This window comes from Tidjanibacter massiliensis, from assembly GCF_900104605.1.
GTDB lineage: Bacteria > Bacteroidota > Bacteroidia > Bacteroidales > Rikenellaceae > Tidjanibacter > Tidjanibacter inops.
The window spans coordinates 862,216-881,417 of the sequence record NZ_LT629960.1 but is presented as its reverse complement, the minus strand read 5'-3'; the positions used below and the strand labels follow the sequence as shown (position 1 = coordinate 881,417).

Genomic DNA, 19,202 nt, shown 5'->3' with positions numbered 1-19,202 from the left:
GAACTGCCGCCCCGCCGCACGATGTCGGATATGTCCGGGGGTTATTGGCCTAAATTGATATTCTGAGTCGTAGGAGTTTCCCAATTCGCAACCGTGATGTCGGCGACTACATCCTGTCCGGCCAGCCCTGCAATGCCTACCGCAACACGATAGTAACCGTTACGCACAAGCTGTCCGTTGTTACTTGCCCCTGCGAGTTCGACCTGATAGCCGACAGCGACCTGGTCCTCTTCGGTTGAAAAGTCGCCGTCGCGGTCGTAGATGCCGTCGAGCGTCAGCAGAACACGGCTGCCGGTCCCCAGCGCTCCGTTTTCAAACACGTAAAACAAGTTGTTGAACTTAGCCGATGTACTACCCGGAGTCTGGGTATGGGTGAAGGTCATGGCACCGGGTTTAGCTGTACCAGTAAAATAAGGCGTCTGCGAAGCAGCCCGTGAGATTTTGGCCGAAGTGATTTTGACTGCTCCCGGATAACGCGACGAGAAGTCGGAAGACAGCGATGTCTGTACGGCGATTTTGGCCACGTCGCGCTTGAGGGTAATGGCTACTTGGGTCGGTGTGTCTCCCGATTCGATGGTCTGGGTCGCATAGCCCGACATGAGAAAGCCGCCGGAGCGCAGGCTTTTGGACGTGACATCGGAGAATGTACCGTTGTATGTGGAGGGAGCGGTTTCCGCCAGTGCCAGCAGTGCCGCTTTGGTCGTTACGTCACTACCGACGGCGGTGTTGCCGATGGCGTAAAAATCGACGCTCTGACCGGCTGCGGTACGCGGAAGAGAAAACGTGGTTTTTCGGGCTGCGAGTTCGCTCGCGGTGAAATTACGTCGCACGAGCAGGTTGCCGTCCTCGCCGAAACAGAAGAGCGTGAGCGACGACAACGATTGCTCTCATGCCTCGGTCGTAGAGGAGGAATCGAAAAAGGCGCGGGTGGGCAGGTCGGTGTTTTGCTCGCTTACGAAAGATACGGTAACTTGTCCTGCCTGAGCGGAAGGCGTCGGCAGCGGAGCTTCCTGTTTGTTACAGGACGTCGCGGTCAAGGCCAGCAGTGCGGCACTTGCCAGAATAAGGGTTTTGTTCATGATTGAAAGAAATTTGGTTTGATAATAAGCGTCGCCGCACCGTGCGGCTTGCAGGGACAAAGGTATAATCGTTTTCCGGCAAAAAGTACCGTTTCCCGGAATACCCCGTTTTGAAAATCGAAAAGTTTTTTGCCGTTTTTCAAAACATATATTATTGGTTTATAGTACATTAAATTTTAATTGTCGGCAAAACACTTTGTAAAACCGCCTTCGCCGAAAGAGCCGGCGAAGGCTTGAAATATCGCTTGATTTCCGTCGTGAGGCCAAGAGGTTACTTCAGATGTTTTTCGACGGTTCGGTCGAACGCTGCGAGCAGCTTGCGCAGAAACGAGGCACTGTCCGAGCGGTCCAGAACGAAAGTCTTTTTGACATAGATGTTATCTACACGCATGCCGAAGGCATCGCATAGCAGACGCAACAACGGAGCATAACCGGCTCTTTGCCCGGTCGCGTCCACTATGACACCCTGTTCCTGCAGGGCGATAGCCAGCTCCACCAAGTCGTTGTGACTGCCTGCCCAGCGCAGGTACCCCGGTCGGAATGGAGCTTCGCCGTTTCCCGACGTACCGAAAAGCGATACGGTATAGGCGATGCGCTGATGTTCCTCGATAAGCTGGAGTGCCTTGTCGATGCACTCGCACCACGCTTCATTTTTTTTTAACCTTGAAGAAATCCGTTTGCTGCAAACTTTGCAGCTCCACCCGCGCATGGCACAGCTCCGACAGAAACCGGTGTATCGGCTGTCCGTCATAACTCTCTTCCAATGTCGTCACGAAAACATCGTACGCCTGTGTCACCTCCTGCGCAGAGGCCGTAGCGATAAGATACTGTGCGGCGCCGTCGCGTGACGGGTCGCCGACATACCGCAGTGCGGTAAGCAATCTGTTGTTTTTCATAACATAAATAGTTTAGTGAATAATAAAAAGATTCCGGGACACGAATGCCCCGGAAAGATTATCATCCCATGCCATAGCCTGTGCGCAAGAGGGCTGACAGAGATTGTCACCCGCAGGCGAAGACCTCTTTTCACAACCGAAATATCAGCTTTTTTACAGCCGCATGGCTGTGAATTTACGCTGGACGGATGGAATACACTTGTTGTTGCTGCGGCGCATCATGTTAAGAAATCCGACAAAAGCGGTTTGCCCGTCCTGCCGGGACCGCTATTTCCGGTTAAATTAAACATTTTATATGAATCATAAAAGTAAAAATCCTGCCAACAGGCGATTATCGGTGTTTTTTAGTGCCGATTAAAGGAGTCCCGCTGAAATCCGGAATATGTATTTGCTGCCGTTTCATGGTCGCCGTTTTCCCCGTTTCTGACGTTCCGGCAACTCGTTTTGTGGTTCATCTTGCAAAGGAAATAAGGGGAATTGCCGAGCGAAGAGGGTAAGGGCTGCGCCGTTCGGGATAAAAAAGATTGACAGGCTGCAAAGGTCTGTCAATCTTTTTTTCCCGAAACCCTCATTCCCTCGATTCCCCTTATTGTCGGCAAGCTGAAACGAACAAAACGAGCATGCGGCACGGCAAAAAAAAGGTCAAGCTATGAAAACGAGCGCAAATACACACTCCGGATTGAAACGAAACGAAAACTTCGCATCGACCGGCAAGGATTTGCGGGACTGGCCGGGGCGGACGGGGCGCGGGATTCTGCGGCTTATGTCGGTGGGAATGGCGCTGGGACTGTTACGGCTCCTGCCCGTGTGGGTCTTTTATCTGTTCGCGGTGTGGGTGTTCGCACGATGTTCGGTATGGTTCCTCACCGCGCTGTTGCGGGTGCTCGCCTGTGTGTTTCTGATTCTTATACTCGCCTGTCTGTTTGTCTGATACTCCATATACGATAACAAAAACCAATAAAACTTAATGAACTATGAGCAAAGTATTTCTTTTGGGCGCGAACGTCGAAATCGACACCGAGATTAAAACGGTGGGAATCGGGCAAATAATCCGTATGGAAGGATACGAATACGATAACTATGTCGTGGCAGACATCACGCACAATAGTTACGGGTATTCCTATTGCCTAATTAATTTGCGAACATACGAATATGTTACAGCGGAAACGATACGTCCGCTTTCGCAGAAATTCGGAATCGGATTCTATTACGACGACACTGCCCCGCAGTTTATCGGTACGGATGAACTGCGTGCCGTCATACACAAGGCCGAGGAGATAGCGGATGCCGAAATCCTACGTAAAGAACAAAAACGGGAAGAACAACAGCGGACGAAACAACGCGGTATGGAAATGTTGCGACGAATTACCCCTGCCGACGTGCAAGCCGTTATCGTTGCCGAATTGCACGAGGACGACAGCGACCCGATCACCGACTATTTCGGATGCCGCAACGTCCGAACCGTTATACTCGATTTTTCGTACAAGACGCGGGAGGATTTTGCAGAAATGCGCTGTGCCGCCGCTCATTTTCCTGACACGGCATACTTGGCCGAATATAACCGCGAATACGAGCATCGGGAAAAATACAGTATGGGACACGGGTACTGGCTCGGCGAAAATTATTACAGCGGCTGGATTATTCGTAAAGAAGGGTGTTCAAATGCCGAAAGCCTCATCGACCGCTACGCATACACCGCCGGATGCAAAGGGGGAATCTATGTGCCTGAAGTACCGCAAACGGCAATGCCGGAACACTTGCCCGCAGATGCCGCCCCACAAAACATAACCGTTGAAATCATAGACTATTCTGAAAAAGCGATAGCGGTGTTCGGCGATACCAAGCCGCTGAAAGAGATTTTACGCTCATTGGGCGGACGATTCTCCCCGCGATTGCAAAATAACGGTCAGACCGCTGCCGGGTGGGTATTTCCAAAACGAAACGAGCAGAAAGTACGCCAAACCCTCGCTTCCTATTTAGCCGCATAACACAACCAACCATACACGGGGCGAAGCGACGCACGCACGCCCCTAATTAAAACACACAAGACTATGAAACAACAGCTATTGGCCGTCATAGACGCGCTGGAGGACTTGCAGGCCACCGGGCGATATACCGTGATGTATTCCGTCGCCGGACACGTACACGATTTCGATGTAGCTATTTATTGCGGGAAATGGTACAAGGGCGCCAGCCCGATGTTCCGGCAAAGCATCTACACGGACCGTCCTCTGTGCCGGCAGTATGGCGGCATCGGCAAACTCGACCTGTACGAACTGGAAGCATTCGTCCGGCGACTGTTGCGGGCCGTAACCTCGAACAACGCTTAAACGATACGCAATATGACTGACTTGCATTTTTATCCCACCGCAGAAGATATGCGGAACGATGCAGACAGGTACGCCTGTCAATGGTATGAAACGATTTCGCTGAAAATGCGGTGTATTTGCGGACGGCTGACCGACGGCATACTCGTGCGCTTCCGCATCACCGGGCAAATTGTGGACACACTCGTATTCTGCCCTGACTGTTATCGGAACCAAAACCGGGCATCGTAACCCGATATAGCGAACAAAACATTATCAATCACAAAATCAGATACAGCATTATGAAAACGAAAAACGTAAAAAACAGCAAAGAAATCACCGAGAACAACGCAACGACCGATACTACCGTACAGGCCTCGATGGACGGACAACGGGCCGAAGCCGGCGCCCCGGCGGAAACGGAAGAAATACAGAATACCGAAACGGTACAAGCCCCGACCGACCACACGCCGGAGGCGCTTCCTACCGTGCTGATGGATATTGCGCAACTCCGGACAAGTCCGTACAATCCGCGCACGACTTACGAGGAGGAAGGCATCAAAGAATTGGCGGCAACACTCCGCGAAAGCGGTTTGCTGCACCCTCTGCACGTGCGTCCTAAAGACGGTCATTATGAAATCATAACGGGGGAACGCCGCTTCCACGCCGCAAAACTCCTCGGCTGGAAACAAATCGCCGTATATGTCCGCGAAACGACGGATGCCCAGGCCCGCGATATGGCGCTGACCGAAAACCTCCAGCGGGAGGATATGGCCCCGATGGACGAGGCACGGGCATATAAAACGCTGGTCAGCGAAGGTGCGGACATTTACACTCTCGCGGCCAAGTACGGCAAATCCGACCGATATATATACGACCGGTTGAAATTGAACGACTTGATTCCCGCTATCGCCGACTTGCTGTCACGGAAAATGATTGGATTGGGAATTGCGCTGGAAGTCAGCAAATGCGAGAAATTCATCCAGCAAGATCTTTACGAAAATCATTTGAAAGGTTCTGCCGAAGATGATACGCCCCAAACGGGATGGCGCGGGAAAGGCCTTGCCGATTTCCGACGACTGTTGCAGGATGCCTATACTTCCGACCTTACCCGATACGCTTTCGATAAAAGCGATTGTTTGCATTGTGTCCACAATACCAACACATACGATATGTTTGCCGAAACGAACTCTTGCGGCCATTGCACGGATAGAGAGTGTTTGCAGGCCAAAAATGCCGCTTTCGTGTTGGAGAAAAGCCGCGCCTTGCTCAAAGTGGACCCCCGAATCGTCGTGGCGAATTGCAGTTACGGATACACCAATCCGGTCGTTAGGCAGAACCTCGAAGAGGAAGGACATACGGTGAAAAAGGTCGGATTCGGATACCGTACTTTGCCTGCCGAGCCGCAGGCGCCGCAGGCGGAACAATTCCGGGAGGCGCACGAATACGAACAGGCGGTGGAGCGATACGAAATGCAGAGGCAGGAGTACGAGCAGACATTACAGGAGGCACTCCAGCAGGCCGAAGCGGGGGCGATACGGCTGATGGTATCGCCCGAACCCACCGATGCCCGCCTTATCGCCATACCTGTAAACCACCGCGAAAAAGAGCCGGATTTCGTGAAACGGCTCTCGCAGGAGAAGCAGGCCAATGTCGAGCGGGCGATAACCAAAACGGTCGAGGACACACGGAAGATGATGCGCAAAGAACAGATGGAGGCCCCGGTTTTCTCCGCCTTCGATGAAAACGTATTACTCTATTGTTTGCTCGATGCACTTCGGCACGACCACCTCGCCTTGTTCGGAGAAAAATACCGAGAGTCACATTATTTGACCGACGCCGACAAACTCGAAATCGTCAAGAATCTGACACCCGAACAGCGTGACATCATCCGACACGACTACATTGTCGAAGCATTGTCGAAAAAGGGAGAATCGAAAATTGTCGGGCAGATGATTATGGAATATGCCAACATCCATTATAACAGGCAATTTTCGCTTATCAAAGCCGGACACGAGGAAACGTGCGAGAACCGTAACGACCGCCTCGACGAACGAATCGCGGAATTTCAGGCGAAAGAACGGGGCAAGAAAGAGCAGGAAAAGAAAAAGCGCAAGAAACAGGCGGCAACCGAAACACAGGCGGTAACTGCGGTATCGGCGGCATAATATCGGACAGGGGTACGGAGCGGTACAAAGTACCGCTCCGTATCTTTTACTCGAATCGTATGGAAAACACATCACGACACCGAAACGGACAGACGAACAGTGTCCCGAAGGAGGAGGGGGCCGCGTACCGCGTCACCTGCACTCCGGGACTGTATGACCCGGATTTTGAATATTTTTATGCCAGGCAGATTTTCATTATTTCCGATAAATCCGGCACGACCTCTTTCGCCAGCAGGATGGAGCGCAGGCTGTTCCTGCGTACCGCGTCACACCATTTATCCCGGAGAAGGATACGGGCATTGTGCCGGGAGATACACCGGGACCTGATGCGTGAACAGGCCGCAGCCGGGCAGCTTACCGGGTCACATTAAACGGGCGGACGCCTCAAGCAGATAGCCGCAGTCATGACGACTGCGGCTATTTCCGTATGCATATATCTCATTATGACGTCGGGCGGCATCTACAGCCGGTATCCCGTCCCGTAGGTCTCGGCCAACCATAAGCCGAAGAAACGGTCGTACACCTGATAGACGTTTTCTTCTTTGGTTATGAACTCCTTTTCGAGCAACTGCCGGGCTGCCGACTGCACACTGCTGGAAGAATACAGACCATGCCGGGTTACGAAATCTACCGACGTAATCTCACGGGCACGCCCCTCCTTGCCGATAGCGAACAGCAGCTCCTTCTGCCGCTCGGAAAGCATGGCGACCATGTTCTGATACATCGCCTGTTGTGCGTTCACGGTCTGATGCAGTACGATATCCGCCTCTTCGAGCGTCGCCCCTTCTCCTTTGGCGGTCTGTTCGTACAGACGGTTCAACATACTCTGCATATACCACGTATGTCCCTCGAACAGCGTATAGATACGTTCGATACACTCCCCGGAAATCTCCTTGCCCGCCTGCCGGAAATGGCGCTGTACGAATCGGCGATACGCCTCTTCTGCGATAGGTCCGAGATTCATGAACGACGCGCTCTGGTAAAAAGGCCGCGAGGCCGAAAAAAAGATATTCTGCATCATGTGCCGCTGGCTGCCGGCGAATACGAAAGTCGTATTGGTACATTTTTGAATGTGAGTACGCAGAACGGCTTCCACGTTCTTTTCGGGATACCGGGCGATTTGCTGAAACTCGTCGATAGCCACCAAACAGGGCTTGTCGGCAGCTTCGAGGTAGGCGAACAGCTCCTCCAGCGACACTTCCGGCCGGCGAATCTCCCCGATACCGATGTCGAATACGGGCTCTCCGGTGACGGCATCGAGCTTGAAAGCCGGACGCAGGGAGGCGATAGCCGCGAAAAATTCCTCTGCAAACTTCCGGCCTTTGGGTTTCAACGTATCGAAGATGTGTTTGCCGAGCATGAACACCAACTCCTTGAGCGAACCGGTAGCGTAAATGTCCACGAAGAACGTGTAATATTCCCGGGCAATCCGCTCCTGATGGAAACAATGTTCGATAAGTCCGGTCTTGCCCATGCGACGGGGCGATACGATGACCGTATTACGCCCGTTTACGAGAGCCTGTGTAAGCTCCTCGGTTTCGACTTCTCGGTCGCAGAAATAGTCGGCGGAAACGTAGCCGCTGACAATGAAGGGATTTTTCAATATTTTCATGACTTCAAATAATATACAAATCTAAATTATTGCAAATATAATAATTAAAATCCGAATACACGCAACACCGCAGAAAAACGCTGCGGCACGACGTATCCCGCAATTGTTCTTTCACAGCATTCCTGAACCGCCCGCCTGTCCTTGTCCGGTACGGCAAAACAGGCTATCTTTGTATTTATCGGGATGCAGGCTGTACCCCGCCTTGTACCCGGCAAACGGATATATTACCTGAAACGAAATGACCGGATGAAAAAATTTGTTGCTCTTGTGACTTTAATATTGGGTGCCGCTCTTACCCTTACCGCTTTCGATACGGTCGAAGAACCGGAACCGGAGTGCGTCTGCGGGGCGGCTGGCCCATTGAGAAACAAGACTGTCGAAGAGCAGGAGCTGGAGCGCTTCCTCAAAGAATTTCCGTATAAAATCTTTTTTGTTGAAAGATGGATATTGATCGTTGCATCTGAAAAATACCATAACCCGGAGTGTAACTGGTCTGAAAAAGAATTATACGAAAGTGAGCGCTGGTATTACGTAAAAAGCAGCTCTGAAGAAGAATGGTCGAGGATTGTTTGGCCTATTACTGACTTTGCCTATGAGAAGGGATACGAGTATGTGATTGAGGGAATTTGCATAGATTATTCTCCTCGAAACGATGACGTGCTGGATAGGACTTTCAAGTGTTGCAGGATTCTGTCCAGGCAGAAAAAGCAGTCGGAAAACCTGCCTCGATAAAGATATTGGAAAATAGGATGCGAATCGCATCCTATTTCTGGTATCAGCATCTTAATTTTGAGAAGGTATCATAATGGGTTGGTTGAATTCTGCATGTACCCGCATATCCCGGGTGATTTTCATAGAACAGGGATTCTTTGTGGAGATGGTTTCTCCCGAATCCAAGTCCACCCATCGGACAAAATAAAAACCGAGAGCTGATGTCGCCTGAAAGGTTAATAGGACATTGGCCGTTGCATTCAAGGAGCCGGGCGACACCGTACCACCCTCGCGGGGAGAAAGAAGATTGCCCGGATTCGCATGTTTGGATACCGATGTCTCTACGGAGTAGCAATTATTCGTCGTCGTGAATCGGGCAATGAGAATTTGGTCACCCGCCACCTTAAAGGAATATGGATTGAGCGTAGAAACGAGCTTGCCGTCTTGGTACCAGCCGGCGAAACGTCTGTTTTGTGCAGGAGTGGCCCGCAGAGTACACGTAGAAGCATAGGTATAGTTTCCGGCACCGACTGTGGTTCCGGAAAGGGAACATTCGCAGCGGGCCTTTATAGCGTATTTTTTCTTTTTATACATTTCATTGACGGTCTTGACGTCGAGATCGCTGGGGGTTTGCCTGCGTTGAATCTGTGCTCCGTCCTTTCGCCTGAGTATCGGTTCCGCAATATCGATAGCAACTGTTTCATCCGTTGTAAATGAATTGTATATCATTACCGAGGAATAATCGAACTCTGTGAATTGTTTATAATTGTTACCCAAAGTTACCTTATCGAAATTATGTCGTTGGTCCGGGTAGATGTTGTCGAAAAAAATAACGATGTAGTCATCCCGGTCCGCCCGACAATGTTCATGCTCCAATCCCAATGCATGGCCCAGTTCATGAATGACCGTATATACATCCGACCCCGTTTTATTTAAAGATAAGCTTTGTACCTTGCCAATCATCCCTAATTGAGAACTATTACTCTCACCGTATAGTATTTTAATTCGATTCGAATAGGAACTTTTACCCGTAATATCGATGAACTCTATACCGCATTTGTCCGTCCATACTTTCATGGCCCCGAGTACCATGTTTTTTGTCTGGTTAACAATATCGGTATCCCATTCGTAATAGACGATACCGTCAGTCCACGGTCGGTTCAATATCAATCCGCGAGTCGTCGGCCCGGTCAATGCCTGGAGCTGCCAGTCTGCGAGCAGAATATCTCCCTGCCAGAAGAACTCACCCGCGGGAGTACGCTCTACACGCACCCCGTTCGGATACGTCCATAATTCATTTCCGTTACCCAAAGTTTCGACTTGAACCGAAAGTTTTTCTTCCTGTTGGGGCAGGACAGGTGTTTCATCGGTGAAATCAGAACAGGCGGGCATCCATGCACATATCGCCAAAGCCAGAATACAGTATAATTTCTTCATAATTCAGCATTCAATTTAACAATCTTACATTAAATAGGATAAAGGATATGGTTAGTATCTGATAGAAGAGAGAAAAGATTGCCTGAATGCGTATTGAGATGAATCGAAGGACGTATTTTCTCTATCGGCACGAGGGGCAAGCACCTGCCGAATTTATCGATATGCGCTTCGATGTTAAATATATAAACATTATTGTGGTAATGCAAACGTAATAGCAATAATTCTTTCAAATGCAATTTAATATTGAATTATCAAAAAGCAAATAAGCCGTATTTTCATCCGTTGTCTGTGATTTTTTCTTTTTGCGAGCAATAATTCTTTGACTTGCTCTTTGTTTTGTGAAATAATTTACATGCATTTGAAATAGGATATACAACCGCATCGTGACGATACGGCGGATTATCGGAACGGATATTTTCAATGCGTGGAATTTCGAGGTTATGAAAAAAGGCCCGGTATCATGGTGATCTGATGGATTTGCAGCGTGCAATACCACAAGATTACCAATATCGGAAGCCAACGGCGGAGAGCGCTCCGCCACATCATTAACCTTAAAATTACACTGAGATGAAAAAGTTATTCTTTATGGCAACGGCATGTGCAATGGTATTGGCGGGCTGTTCGGTAGATTCTATCGAAGAGCGGGAGTATGCCTCCCGAAACATCATGCCCAAAGACGGAACTCCCTATGAACTGGAGTTCATGCAGCAAGTCGTCTCCGAGGTGGCGGGCACCCGCGCACCGATGACCGAGCTGCAGCCCACCCACCTGTACGTCGAATTCGCCCCGGCGACCCTCGAAGAGTATGACCGGCTGCTGGCTGCGCCTCAGTTCGAGTGCCTGCCTTTCGATGTATTCGAGGTTCCGGAACTTCCGCAAGGAGCCGCTTATGCGGTACAGCCGCCGTGCGAGGGTGTCGGCAAACTCTATGCGCTGGTTCGCAGCGATATGACGCTGCCCGCCGTCGAATACGAGGTGCTCAAGAGCTATTACACGCCGTATGCGGACAATTCGGGAATCGAGGATGCGGCACTGGCGCGACAGATAGTCGCACGGGCCGAGGAGCTGAACGAGCCTTACCGCACCCGTAGCGAGGCGAATGAAGCCGTTCCCCACGGCAGCGTCCGTGTTTACGACAACATCGCCGGGCGGGAAGTCGGCGTGCAGGGCGTTCCGGTATTCGTCACCGAACAGAGCAACGGAATCTCTTTCCCGAAGACGGAAACCGTTTATACCGACATGTACGGGGGCTTCAGGTCCAAAAGGACGATATGGGAAACCCAGGTCACTTTCCGCATCACGTTCGATACGGATACCTGGAGCATCAAAAACTCCAACGGCCAAACGATGGTCATCAACGGCCCGACGCAAAGTCCCGGTACCGTTTGGAGATGCGTGCCGGTGTTCGCTCTGGGGGCCAACGATGCGTACTACGCCGTCAATATCCTGCGCGGCATCAATGCGGCGCAGATGGCCGGCTTGACGTTCGATACAAAATTGACCATAAAATATTTTGATAAAAGTAATTCCGACAACGGAAAAACGAGTGAGATAACCGGTACCGTACCTTATATCAACATCTACTGCGGCGGCAGACCCTGCCAGGAAATTATCGGCATCACCAATTACGGTATCGGACAGGCTGCCTATTACCGGGCGCATCGTACTGATTATAACAATTGCCTCACTGCTGTTAAGGATAGTTTTGCGATGTACACCCGCTGGTTCTTCACGGATTACGAATACGCCCGGCTCGATGTATTGGACAAGCTGCATACTTACGATTCGAACGGTCCCAAACCGGACGGCTGGAACATTCAGGGATGGAGCGTGAATAACGGGCATAAGACCGAAACACCGTTGTTCATCGACCTTCACGACGGATACAACCAACTGGCTCCGGGTACCATCTCGTTCAACAACTACATTCCGGACGACAACATCTATTTGTCGAGCTATGGCGATGTGCAGAATATCGCATTCGAATCGGCGACTATATCGAATGTCCGCACGAACCTGCTGCCGCTCGCAGATGATTTCGTGTTTACCAATGCGGACGTGATGACGCTTTTCCGCACTTACAACCAGTTAAGGAACTAACTTAAATACGCTGCGATTATGAAATGGCTTTATTACACAGTGCTGCTGCTCGCCTGCTGCCGTATGTCGGGATGCGGCAGCGACAAGGATTCGGTATCGGTCCTTCCTTCGGACCCTCCAGCACCGGAGGAGCCGGAGTATGTGGACCCGACAGCCGGATTCAGGGAAGTAGGACCCTACGGCAGTATGGAGGATATGATTCCTGATGAACACCCGGACTCCGAATTTTCTCAATGTTACTACAACTATTTTTGCCTGTGCAATAAGAGCAGCCATACCCTGACCGTAGCGGTTTCTTCAAAATGGAAAAATATATGTGGGTTTTTACGACCGGAAACAAAATATACCGATAATTTCGGACAGGAAGTTTTCGGCACTTATCGGGATGGCCCTATCGAGTCGTTCGACGACATTCGGTCAATACGTGTTATCTATGACAAGAATGTGTCTGATGATCCTATAGAGGCAGACTTCTTTCATACGGTATCCGAACGCTATCTGTTCCCTTCCGAGGATGATTTTGCGGGGACGATTGGCGACGAGAACGAATGGATCTTCGAAAAATTCACCGACCGTCGTTTGCGCTGGGTCTATATCTTCACCGATGAAGATTACGACCGGGCCAAAGCCATGTACGACGAACGCATGGCTAATTACGGAAGCGGCGAAAAGTAACTCCCGGATTCTCTGAACGAATAGAGCCGCAATAGCTATTGCGGCTCTATTATTTTTCCCTGCTTCACAATCCGACCTTCAGATAGGAGTCCCGGCGTCCGAGGTACATATTGCGGTACACTTCTTTCAGTTCGTCGGACAGGTAGGAGTTCCGAATCAGCCTGTCCAGCAAGGAATACGTAGCGCAGAATCGGTCCAACTCCCGGCGTACCGTCTTCTCGGGAAGTCCCAGCCGTTTCCCGAACTCCGTAAAGGTCGCGCCGCCAATCATCCCGAAAGGCGTATGGGCGGCAGCATCGCCTCTCAATAATCCTCTGTCGAGCGCGAAAATCCGGTCATCGACGTGCAGCTTCGTGTTGATAAGATCGTATGCCGGAGCCAGCCGGAAATCGCCCGATTCGGTTTCCAATACCGAGAAGTTTTTCAGGTGTGCATCGCCGTTGCAGACGAGGAAATTGAACACGACCAGATCGAAGAATTTCAGCATCTCGACCCTCCAGGCAGGCAGGTATCTGCGAATCAGGTCGCCGCACTCTTCGTAGGTCAGCACATCGTATTTGTAGTTCTGGCCTCCGTTCTGTGCGGTCAGTCCTGCCAGCGACGCGAAATCTTCCTTGCGGCGCTTCGTGCCGTCCGGCTTGACATCGAAACGTTTTACGATGTAGGCCGCTTCGCCGCCTCGGAAGAAGCACAATCCGTTCTCGGCCGTCTCGATGCCGAACACCTGTGCGGCTATCTGCATCGTCAGATTTTCGTTCGCCGCACTGTACAGACGGTTGCGGAAATCGCTCAACTTCGGTTTGAGGATATAACGACCCTGTTCGCCCTCTTCGGTCAGTCGCAATTTGCCGTCCCGGACGACCATCGAGTATTTCGGCTGCACGCCGGAGAGCGAAATCCGCTCCTGATTGTGCATGAACTCCTCCTGCGTCGCAGGCTGGCTGTCGTCGTCGATGGGCGCATAATCCAGATAGGGCGATACCGTCCGGCCGTCGAACAGACGTCGGCTCGCTACGGGAGAATAGGTGTCGTAACCCTCGCTCAATGTCGAGGGACATATCGTAATTGGATTCATTGTCGTCATAAAGGCTTAACGGTTACGGCTCCGGCGACATCGGTCTGCGCCGTTGCCAGCAGAATGCCGAAATGGTCGTTCTCGTCGATATGCAGCAACCGGGACTGCACGGCGCGATTGCGTCCTTCAGAGAGCATATTGCTGAAAAACGGGAAAAGATAAGGCGACCAATACTCCTGCTGTGTCTTGGGCAGCGTCAGGCTGACGGCAGGCATCGCTGCGTCCGCATAATAAGCGTCTTCATACCGGAACAGATACTCTGTTGTTGACACTTCGGTTATCACTCCGGCCGGAATGCCGTTCATATAAACCATCCCTTGCCTCATAATTTATCGCTGTTTTTGATGCCTACCCGCAGTTCCAGCCCCAGCGTGTCGAGAATCCGTTCCAGCACGTCGAGCGAAGGATTCCCTTCGTTGCGTTCGATCTTTGTGAGGGTATTGATTCCTACGCCAGCCAACTCCGCCAGCGTGCGCTGGGTAATCTTCAGCATCTTGCGACGCTCCTTGATTGCATTGCCGATAGTCATTACAAAATCCCTTTATATTGTGATTTCAGTGCAAATATAATGCAATTCTTTGGAATAATAATCATAAATCACAATAAATGGTGATTTGTGCTATACTGCACGATAGATCCGCCATAGAACCGGCATGCACATCATGCATTCTCTGCCGGCTTAACTTATTTGTCATTTTTATTGGAAAAACGAGAATTTCCGCTATTTTATATTTTATTGCTTTTTAATAAGTTTGTGTATAACTTCGGGGTGTAGATGATTGATGGCAGTACGGGTTAGCCCCCCTAATGTCAGTGCCCCCAACCTGAACATTCGTAATCCGTACTGCCTTGCTTTGCAACAGAATAAAATAAAGGCCGGGAAGCAAATCCCGGCCTTCGTTCGTTTCTACGGGGCCTCTTCCCCGGCTACATTTTTTCGTATTTGGTATATACGACGTTCCTTTGCTTGTTGTATAAATTTTTCACTGAATATAGTTAAATAAAAGTAGTTTTACTTGTTTTGATAGATTTGTATTTATTTATTAACCAAAGAATTGCTATTATCCAAAATTTATTGTGATACTCAAATGATATTCCTTTGAACTTCGGAAGTTTATCGTTAAATTTGTTTCAATAGAAGTGCCCCGGTTTATTGGTCGTGTCCTTTACACGGGCATTTGAAAAACTTAAACTCTATGCCTATGAAAACCTTCACTCGAATTTTGTTGCTGTGCCTATTTCCCGTATTGGCTACCGGTTGCGAAAAGAAAGTAAATATTACCTATGAGCATCGTTATTGGGATGAATATAAGTTTATTAATGCCAGTTCTAAAGACGTATATTGTCTTTATGGTTCGTCTCACATCGTAAATAATCGAGAAAAAGAGAAACGTGACGGCTTTATCGTTCCTAAAGGTAATTCCCATTCTCTGTTTTTATTCGCTTATGATGGCGAAAGTCCTTTTCTACTAATAAATGGGGACGAATCTAACTTCGACTGGATAATAATCCATAACAATGAACGATATGTAGAATATACATTTCAAAAGGACGGTTATAGTCCGTATTTCGATAGGTTCTATGACTCGACATATACAGATAACAATGTTACTTTCCATGTTTATACAATTAAAGACGATTTATTTAAGAATGGGAAACCAATCGAGGAACTTCAAGAATGGCTGATAAACAATCAATAAATCTATTGATTATGAAAAAAATACAACTAATTTTATTGCTGACGTTGTCGTTATTTTTATTGGACTGCAACCCCGTCGAATACACAGAATATTATCCGACAGAGATAATAACCTATTCCTTTCAGAATTCTTCTTCTACAGATGTAATTTTCAGAATCTATTCTTCCGATTCCAATGAAATGCCAAAGGAAGATGGCTTTTTCGTACTTCGAAGTAATGAACATAAAGTTTATTCTTTTGACAGCACAAATCCGTTCTACCTGCTGCCGGATGCGACCGAGAACTATACGACCATATCCAACGGCAAGGTATATGTCGTCCAGCGTCCCGGCGATGCGGGAAGCGTGTACGACGATGCGTTTTGGGAAGAAGCGCACTATCGGTTCGTCGTAACGGATAAACTGTTCGAGAACGGAACGCCCTTATAGACCGAGTGTATCGCAGACAAAAAGGGAAAGATTCTGCATCTTTCCCTTTTTTAATTTATGATTTTTCAGTAAATTTATCTTGTTATTTAGTTGCGTGTGCCCGCACCTCACGCAACCGGATTTCCTACATAATTCGAATTTAATCTGTATTCGCCGCGAGAACCATTCTTATTACCCGTTGAACCATTATTGACTTTACCTAAAATTACTATTCCTATGAAACAGTTTTTATCTTGTCTTTTCATTATTCTGGTCTGTTTCTCTTGTACTAAATTCGAGGAGGAATATCAATGTGAGGAAATGCTGCCCGAAACGAGGACCGGAATGGCATTGAATAACGGCAATCCCTATTCATTCAAAAATATCCAATCGGCAGCCAATCAAATAGCTGTTTTTGAAGGAACAACCCCTATACGTTTAACTCCCACCCATCTATATGTCCGGTTTTTCGTACAAGATACGATTCAATATTGCATGTTGAGTGACAGTATGCGTTTATCGCTTTACCCGTATCCGTTGGACCGCCGATTAAGTTCCGGTGAAATGCACCAGTATTTGACCAATAAACACAATCAATATTTTTATTCCGTATTACCGATAAAAAATTTATCTATTCTTTCCATTGTGCAATGCAATATTTTGGATACCCTGTATATGCAGCCGACCAATTCTTTGTTGAGGACAAACTCCACGGAGAATGAAGAAGAGATGATGGACGGAAATACAGGAGAGTCTTCAGGAGTGGAGAATGGTTTGTATAGGACTTCAGCCACGGCTGTTCAATTGTCAGAAGCAGGCTGGGAAAAAGTGCTTAAGCAGGCCAAAAAAAATGTAGGTATAGAGCTTCCCACCGGGCCATCTTCTACTGCATCGGGCGACTGGTATCCTTCCGTCAGGGTTACGTATCAGGATGGCAAACTGACCGACCCCATCCCGTTACCCGGGGTAAAGGTCGTCGTAAGAGATTTTACGAATGAAGGATTCGCCTATACCGGAACGGACGGTGTTGCACGGGATATTGCAGCCAATTCCGGTCGATGGTTCACCGATTATGTGCAATATGTCCTACGGTTTGAGAATGACCAAGGCGGCACTGAGTGGATTATTCGCGATTGCGGGTATTTAACGGCGGAATATCACAACGAGAACATGATGAATACGAACTGGAATTTATTTATTGATGCCCGAAACAATGATACTCCCCACCGGTTACAATGTTTCGCAGCTACCCACTTGGGAACCTATGCCTTTATAATGGGGCAGAATGTACTGAACAAGAACTTCAAGAATTTCGACCATTTGATGATTATCGGTGTCTTCCCGGAAGAAAATTGCATAGAACATCCCGGAGCCAGCGGATGGTTTATTTATGATGAACGGCTAAACCGCTTGAGTAAGCGTACCGACATAAAAATATACGGTTTAGCTTTAAATGATACTATATCCAAAGCAGCTATGGTAGCTTCTACTATCCATGAATTTGGCCATGCCTCCCATTTTCAATCCGTTCTCAGCACTCCTGAATCGGACAGAAACAAAAATTATAAAAAGGCTGAAAACAAAATGGTCGAAAGTTATGCCGTTACCGTACAATACTATGTATCCAGCCTCATCTACGGACGAACGAAGGCCGGGGATTTATTGCAGCATGATTCTCATCCGGATTATACTAAAGTCGGACCTTCGTTGATATGCAACGGAGTTACGGTAGAAGATTTGCAAAACACCGTCATCTATTCCGCAACCTTCGTAGAATGGATGCAGAAGATATGGGAAGTCCCGAGAGTTCAGGACAAACTGGATAGAAGCGTTTTCGATTTGATACTCGACAACCCGTACCGTCTCATTTTAGACAATTACAACGAGATGCTGAAAGGACCGGAACATACGTCCGTCGGAGTAAAAAATGATTATTATATCAATTCCCGTTATATGGGAGATGTCGAGGTCCTGTCGTTCGAGATTTCGGGCGAAGGATACAACATCGAATCGGATGCTAAACAAGAACATTTTTACGTAACCTTTTCTACAAGAGGAAAACGTACGATAACGCTTACGGTCAATCATCTGAAACTGAATACCGTTTTGCGTGCCGTTATGGAAGTAGATGTTGCAGACCCGCCGGAAATCATCGCCTGTGCCTTGTCGAGTACGCAGCCGCGTATCGGGGACAGAAATTGTTATACGATCAAAAACTATCCAAATACCGTTATTCCGTATTGGTCAATCGGACGGTATGAAAACCGTCAGTTCGTGGATTACTCTTCCCACTTCTTCATTTTGGATGCCCCCTCCGAAGAATACTTTTATATCGTACCGAGATTCGGAGGCAAATATGTCATCCAAGCCACATATAGAACAGGAATCAGTACTTACGAGACGTTGGAATTGGAAATCAACGTCCCTACTGAAACTGTCAGAATGCCGGGAGTTGTCACACCTTGGCCGAACGATTCTACTTATATTACCAAAGTAAGAGCTTACCTGAAAAACAATGGTACTGCCCAAAAGCGTATCATATACAATGCAGGACCTTTTTACTCGATTTCGTCTGATACTTTGGGCGGTAGTTATGATTTCTATGCTTTTTCCAATCTGCCGTTCGAGAACCATCCGAATTACAGTTACATCGTTCCATTGTATGAAAACAAATACCAGAACAATCAATTCGCTTATGATACGAAGATATACAGTGAATGGGGCAATACCGCAAACGACACTCCGGTATTATGTTATATTTATAGCGGAGTGCGTCCCGGCGCAGTTCCACTGTATTCGATTGAAGAGGTACGATTGGAAAACAATGTAATCGTAAACGCATTCAGATACGTATCGACAGCAGACAAACCCAACCAACAATACACTTCTACCGATCCTGTTACGAAAAAAACATATACATTGAAAACCATCAATCACGGCAGAATCGGTTATGTGTATCCTAATTCAGAGCTATAATAACGAACGAAGGCCGGGAATTTGTTTCCCGGCCTTTATCGTTTCTACTGGACTTCTCCT

19 protein-coding genes are annotated in these 19,202 nt (G+C 48.5%); 10 read left to right on the top strand and 9 right to left on the bottom strand.

What is annotated here, in order from left to right:
• Positions 1 to 41 precede the first annotated feature (41 nt).
• The 4 genes from BQ5361_RS04890 to BQ5361_RS04875 form a co-directional block, all read right to left on the bottom strand.
• Positions 42 to 878, bottom strand: a complete 837-nt coding sequence (locus BQ5361_RS04890) for a FimB/Mfa2 family fimbrial subunit (RefSeq protein WP_035474417.1) — start codon at positions 876 to 878, stop codon at positions 42 to 44.
• 9 nt (positions 879 to 887) lie between these two features.
• Positions 888 to 1,079 carry a hypothetical protein gene (locus BQ5361_RS10840; RefSeq protein WP_035474419.1) on the bottom strand — a complete coding sequence of 64 codons (192 nt, stop codon included), beginning with the start codon at positions 1,077 to 1,079 and terminating at the stop codon, positions 888 to 890.
• Positions 1,080 to 1,350: 271 nt separating this feature from the next.
• Positions 1,351 to 1,788: a hypothetical protein gene (locus tag BQ5361_RS10565; RefSeq protein WP_143047506.1), complete on the bottom strand. Its 438-nt coding sequence runs from the start codon at positions 1,786 to 1,788 to the stop codon at positions 1,351 to 1,353.
• Complete coding sequence (locus tag BQ5361_RS04875; RefSeq protein WP_071424955.1) at positions 1,727 to 1,975, bottom strand: hypothetical protein; 249 nt, start codon at positions 1,973 to 1,975, stop codon at positions 1,727 to 1,729. The genes BQ5361_RS10565 and BQ5361_RS04875 overlap by 62 nt, the downstream gene beginning before the upstream one ends.
• Before the next feature lie 649 nt (positions 1,976 to 2,624).
• Between BQ5361_RS04875 and BQ5361_RS04870 the strand changes: the two genes are divergently transcribed.
• From BQ5361_RS04870 to BQ5361_RS04850, 4 genes are all read left to right on the top strand, one after another.
• Complete coding sequence (locus tag BQ5361_RS04870) at positions 2,625 to 2,906, top strand: hypothetical protein (RefSeq protein WP_035474425.1); 282 nt, start codon at positions 2,625 to 2,627, stop codon at positions 2,904 to 2,906.
• A gap of 154 nt (positions 2,907 to 3,060) precedes the next feature.
• Complete coding sequence (locus BQ5361_RS04865) at positions 3,061 to 3,963, top strand: P-loop NTPase family protein (RefSeq protein WP_143047505.1); 903 nt, start codon at positions 3,061 to 3,063, stop codon at positions 3,961 to 3,963.
• A gap of 63 nt (positions 3,964 to 4,026) precedes the next feature.
• Positions 4,027 to 4,305: a hypothetical protein gene (locus BQ5361_RS04860; protein WP_035474427.1), complete on the top strand. Its 279-nt coding sequence runs from the start codon at positions 4,027 to 4,029 to the stop codon at positions 4,303 to 4,305.
• A 278-nt stretch (positions 4,306 to 4,583) separates the two neighbouring features.
• The gene (locus BQ5361_RS04850) at positions 4,584 to 6,449 is read left to right on the top strand and encodes a ParB/RepB/Spo0J family partition protein (RefSeq protein ID WP_071424954.1); all 1,866 of its coding nucleotides are present in this window, start codon (positions 4,584 to 4,586) and stop codon (positions 6,447 to 6,449) included.
• 460 nt (positions 6,450 to 6,909) lie between these two features.
• On the opposite strand, the gene BQ5361_RS04840 is transcribed toward BQ5361_RS04850, so the two are convergent.
• Positions 6,910 to 8,061: an AAA family ATPase gene (locus tag BQ5361_RS04840; RefSeq protein WP_035474482.1), complete on the bottom strand. Its 1,152-nt coding sequence runs from the start codon at positions 8,059 to 8,061 to the stop codon at positions 6,910 to 6,912.
• A gap of 246 nt (positions 8,062 to 8,307) precedes the next feature.
• Here BQ5361_RS04840 and BQ5361_RS04835 point away from each other — a divergent pair, with 246 nt between their 5' ends.
• The gene (locus BQ5361_RS04835) at positions 8,308 to 8,793 is read left to right on the top strand and encodes a DUF4377 domain-containing protein (RefSeq protein WP_161940427.1); all 486 of its coding nucleotides are present in this window, start codon (positions 8,308 to 8,310) and stop codon (positions 8,791 to 8,793) included.
• Between the two features lie 51 nt (positions 8,794 to 8,844).
• Here the strand turns inward: BQ5361_RS04835 and BQ5361_RS04830 are convergent, their stop codons facing one another.
• Positions 8,845 to 10,209 (bottom strand): M12 family metallopeptidase, encoded by a 1,365-nt coding sequence (locus BQ5361_RS04830; RefSeq protein ID WP_081976884.1) that lies wholly within the window; start codon positions 10,207 to 10,209, stop codon positions 8,845 to 8,847.
• A 567-nt stretch (positions 10,210 to 10,776) separates the two neighbouring features.
• Here BQ5361_RS04830 and BQ5361_RS04825 point away from each other — a divergent pair.
• On the top strand, positions 10,777 to 12,309 hold the full coding sequence (locus BQ5361_RS04825; RefSeq protein ID WP_143047503.1) for a hypothetical protein: 1,533 nt from the start codon (positions 10,777 to 10,779) through the stop codon (positions 12,307 to 12,309).
• An 18-nt stretch (positions 12,310 to 12,327) separates the two neighbouring features.
• Positions 12,328 to 12,984 carry a hypothetical protein gene (locus tag BQ5361_RS04820; RefSeq protein WP_035474472.1) on the top strand — a complete coding sequence of 219 codons (657 nt, stop codon included), beginning with the start codon at positions 12,328 to 12,330 and terminating at the stop codon, positions 12,982 to 12,984.
• A 64-nt stretch (positions 12,985 to 13,048) separates the two neighbouring features.
• Here the strand turns inward: BQ5361_RS04820 and BQ5361_RS04815 are convergent, their stop codons facing one another.
• The 3 genes from BQ5361_RS04815 to BQ5361_RS04805 are packed head-to-tail and all read right to left on the bottom strand — an operon-like array spanning position 13,049 to position 14,588.
• On the bottom strand, positions 13,049 to 14,059 hold the full coding sequence (locus tag BQ5361_RS04815) for a type II toxin-antitoxin system HipA family toxin (RefSeq protein WP_071425048.1): 1,011 nt from the start codon (positions 14,057 to 14,059) through the stop codon (positions 13,049 to 13,051).
• Positions 14,060 to 14,064: 5 nt separating this feature from the next.
• The gene (locus BQ5361_RS04810; protein ID WP_035474680.1) at positions 14,065 to 14,385 is read right to left on the bottom strand and encodes a HipA N-terminal domain-containing protein; all 321 of its coding nucleotides are present in this window, start codon (positions 14,383 to 14,385) and stop codon (positions 14,065 to 14,067) included.
• Positions 14,382 to 14,588 carry a helix-turn-helix domain-containing protein gene (locus tag BQ5361_RS04805; protein ID WP_035474678.1) on the bottom strand — a complete coding sequence of 69 codons (207 nt, stop codon included), beginning with the start codon at positions 14,586 to 14,588 and terminating at the stop codon, positions 14,382 to 14,384. Before BQ5361_RS04805 ends, BQ5361_RS04810 begins: the two co-directional genes overlap by 4 nt.
• Before the next feature lie 673 nt (positions 14,589 to 15,261).
• Here BQ5361_RS04805 and BQ5361_RS04800 point away from each other — a divergent pair.
• The 3 genes from BQ5361_RS04800 to BQ5361_RS04790 all read left to right on the top strand — a co-directional run bounded on the left by BQ5361_RS04800 (position 15,262) and on the right by BQ5361_RS04790 (position 19,142).
• Complete coding sequence (locus BQ5361_RS04800) at positions 15,262 to 15,759, top strand: hypothetical protein (protein ID WP_071424952.1); 498 nt, start codon at positions 15,262 to 15,264, stop codon at positions 15,757 to 15,759.
• A 179-nt stretch (positions 15,760 to 15,938) separates the two neighbouring features.
• Positions 15,939 to 16,187, top strand: a complete 249-nt coding sequence (locus BQ5361_RS04795; RefSeq protein ID WP_035474552.1) for a hypothetical protein — start codon at positions 15,939 to 15,941, stop codon at positions 16,185 to 16,187.
• A gap of 216 nt (positions 16,188 to 16,403) precedes the next feature.
• Positions 16,404 to 19,142, top strand: a complete 2,739-nt coding sequence (locus BQ5361_RS04790; RefSeq protein ID WP_143047502.1) for a hypothetical protein — start codon at positions 16,404 to 16,406, stop codon at positions 19,140 to 19,142.
• Positions 19,143 to 19,202 lie beyond the last annotated feature (60 nt).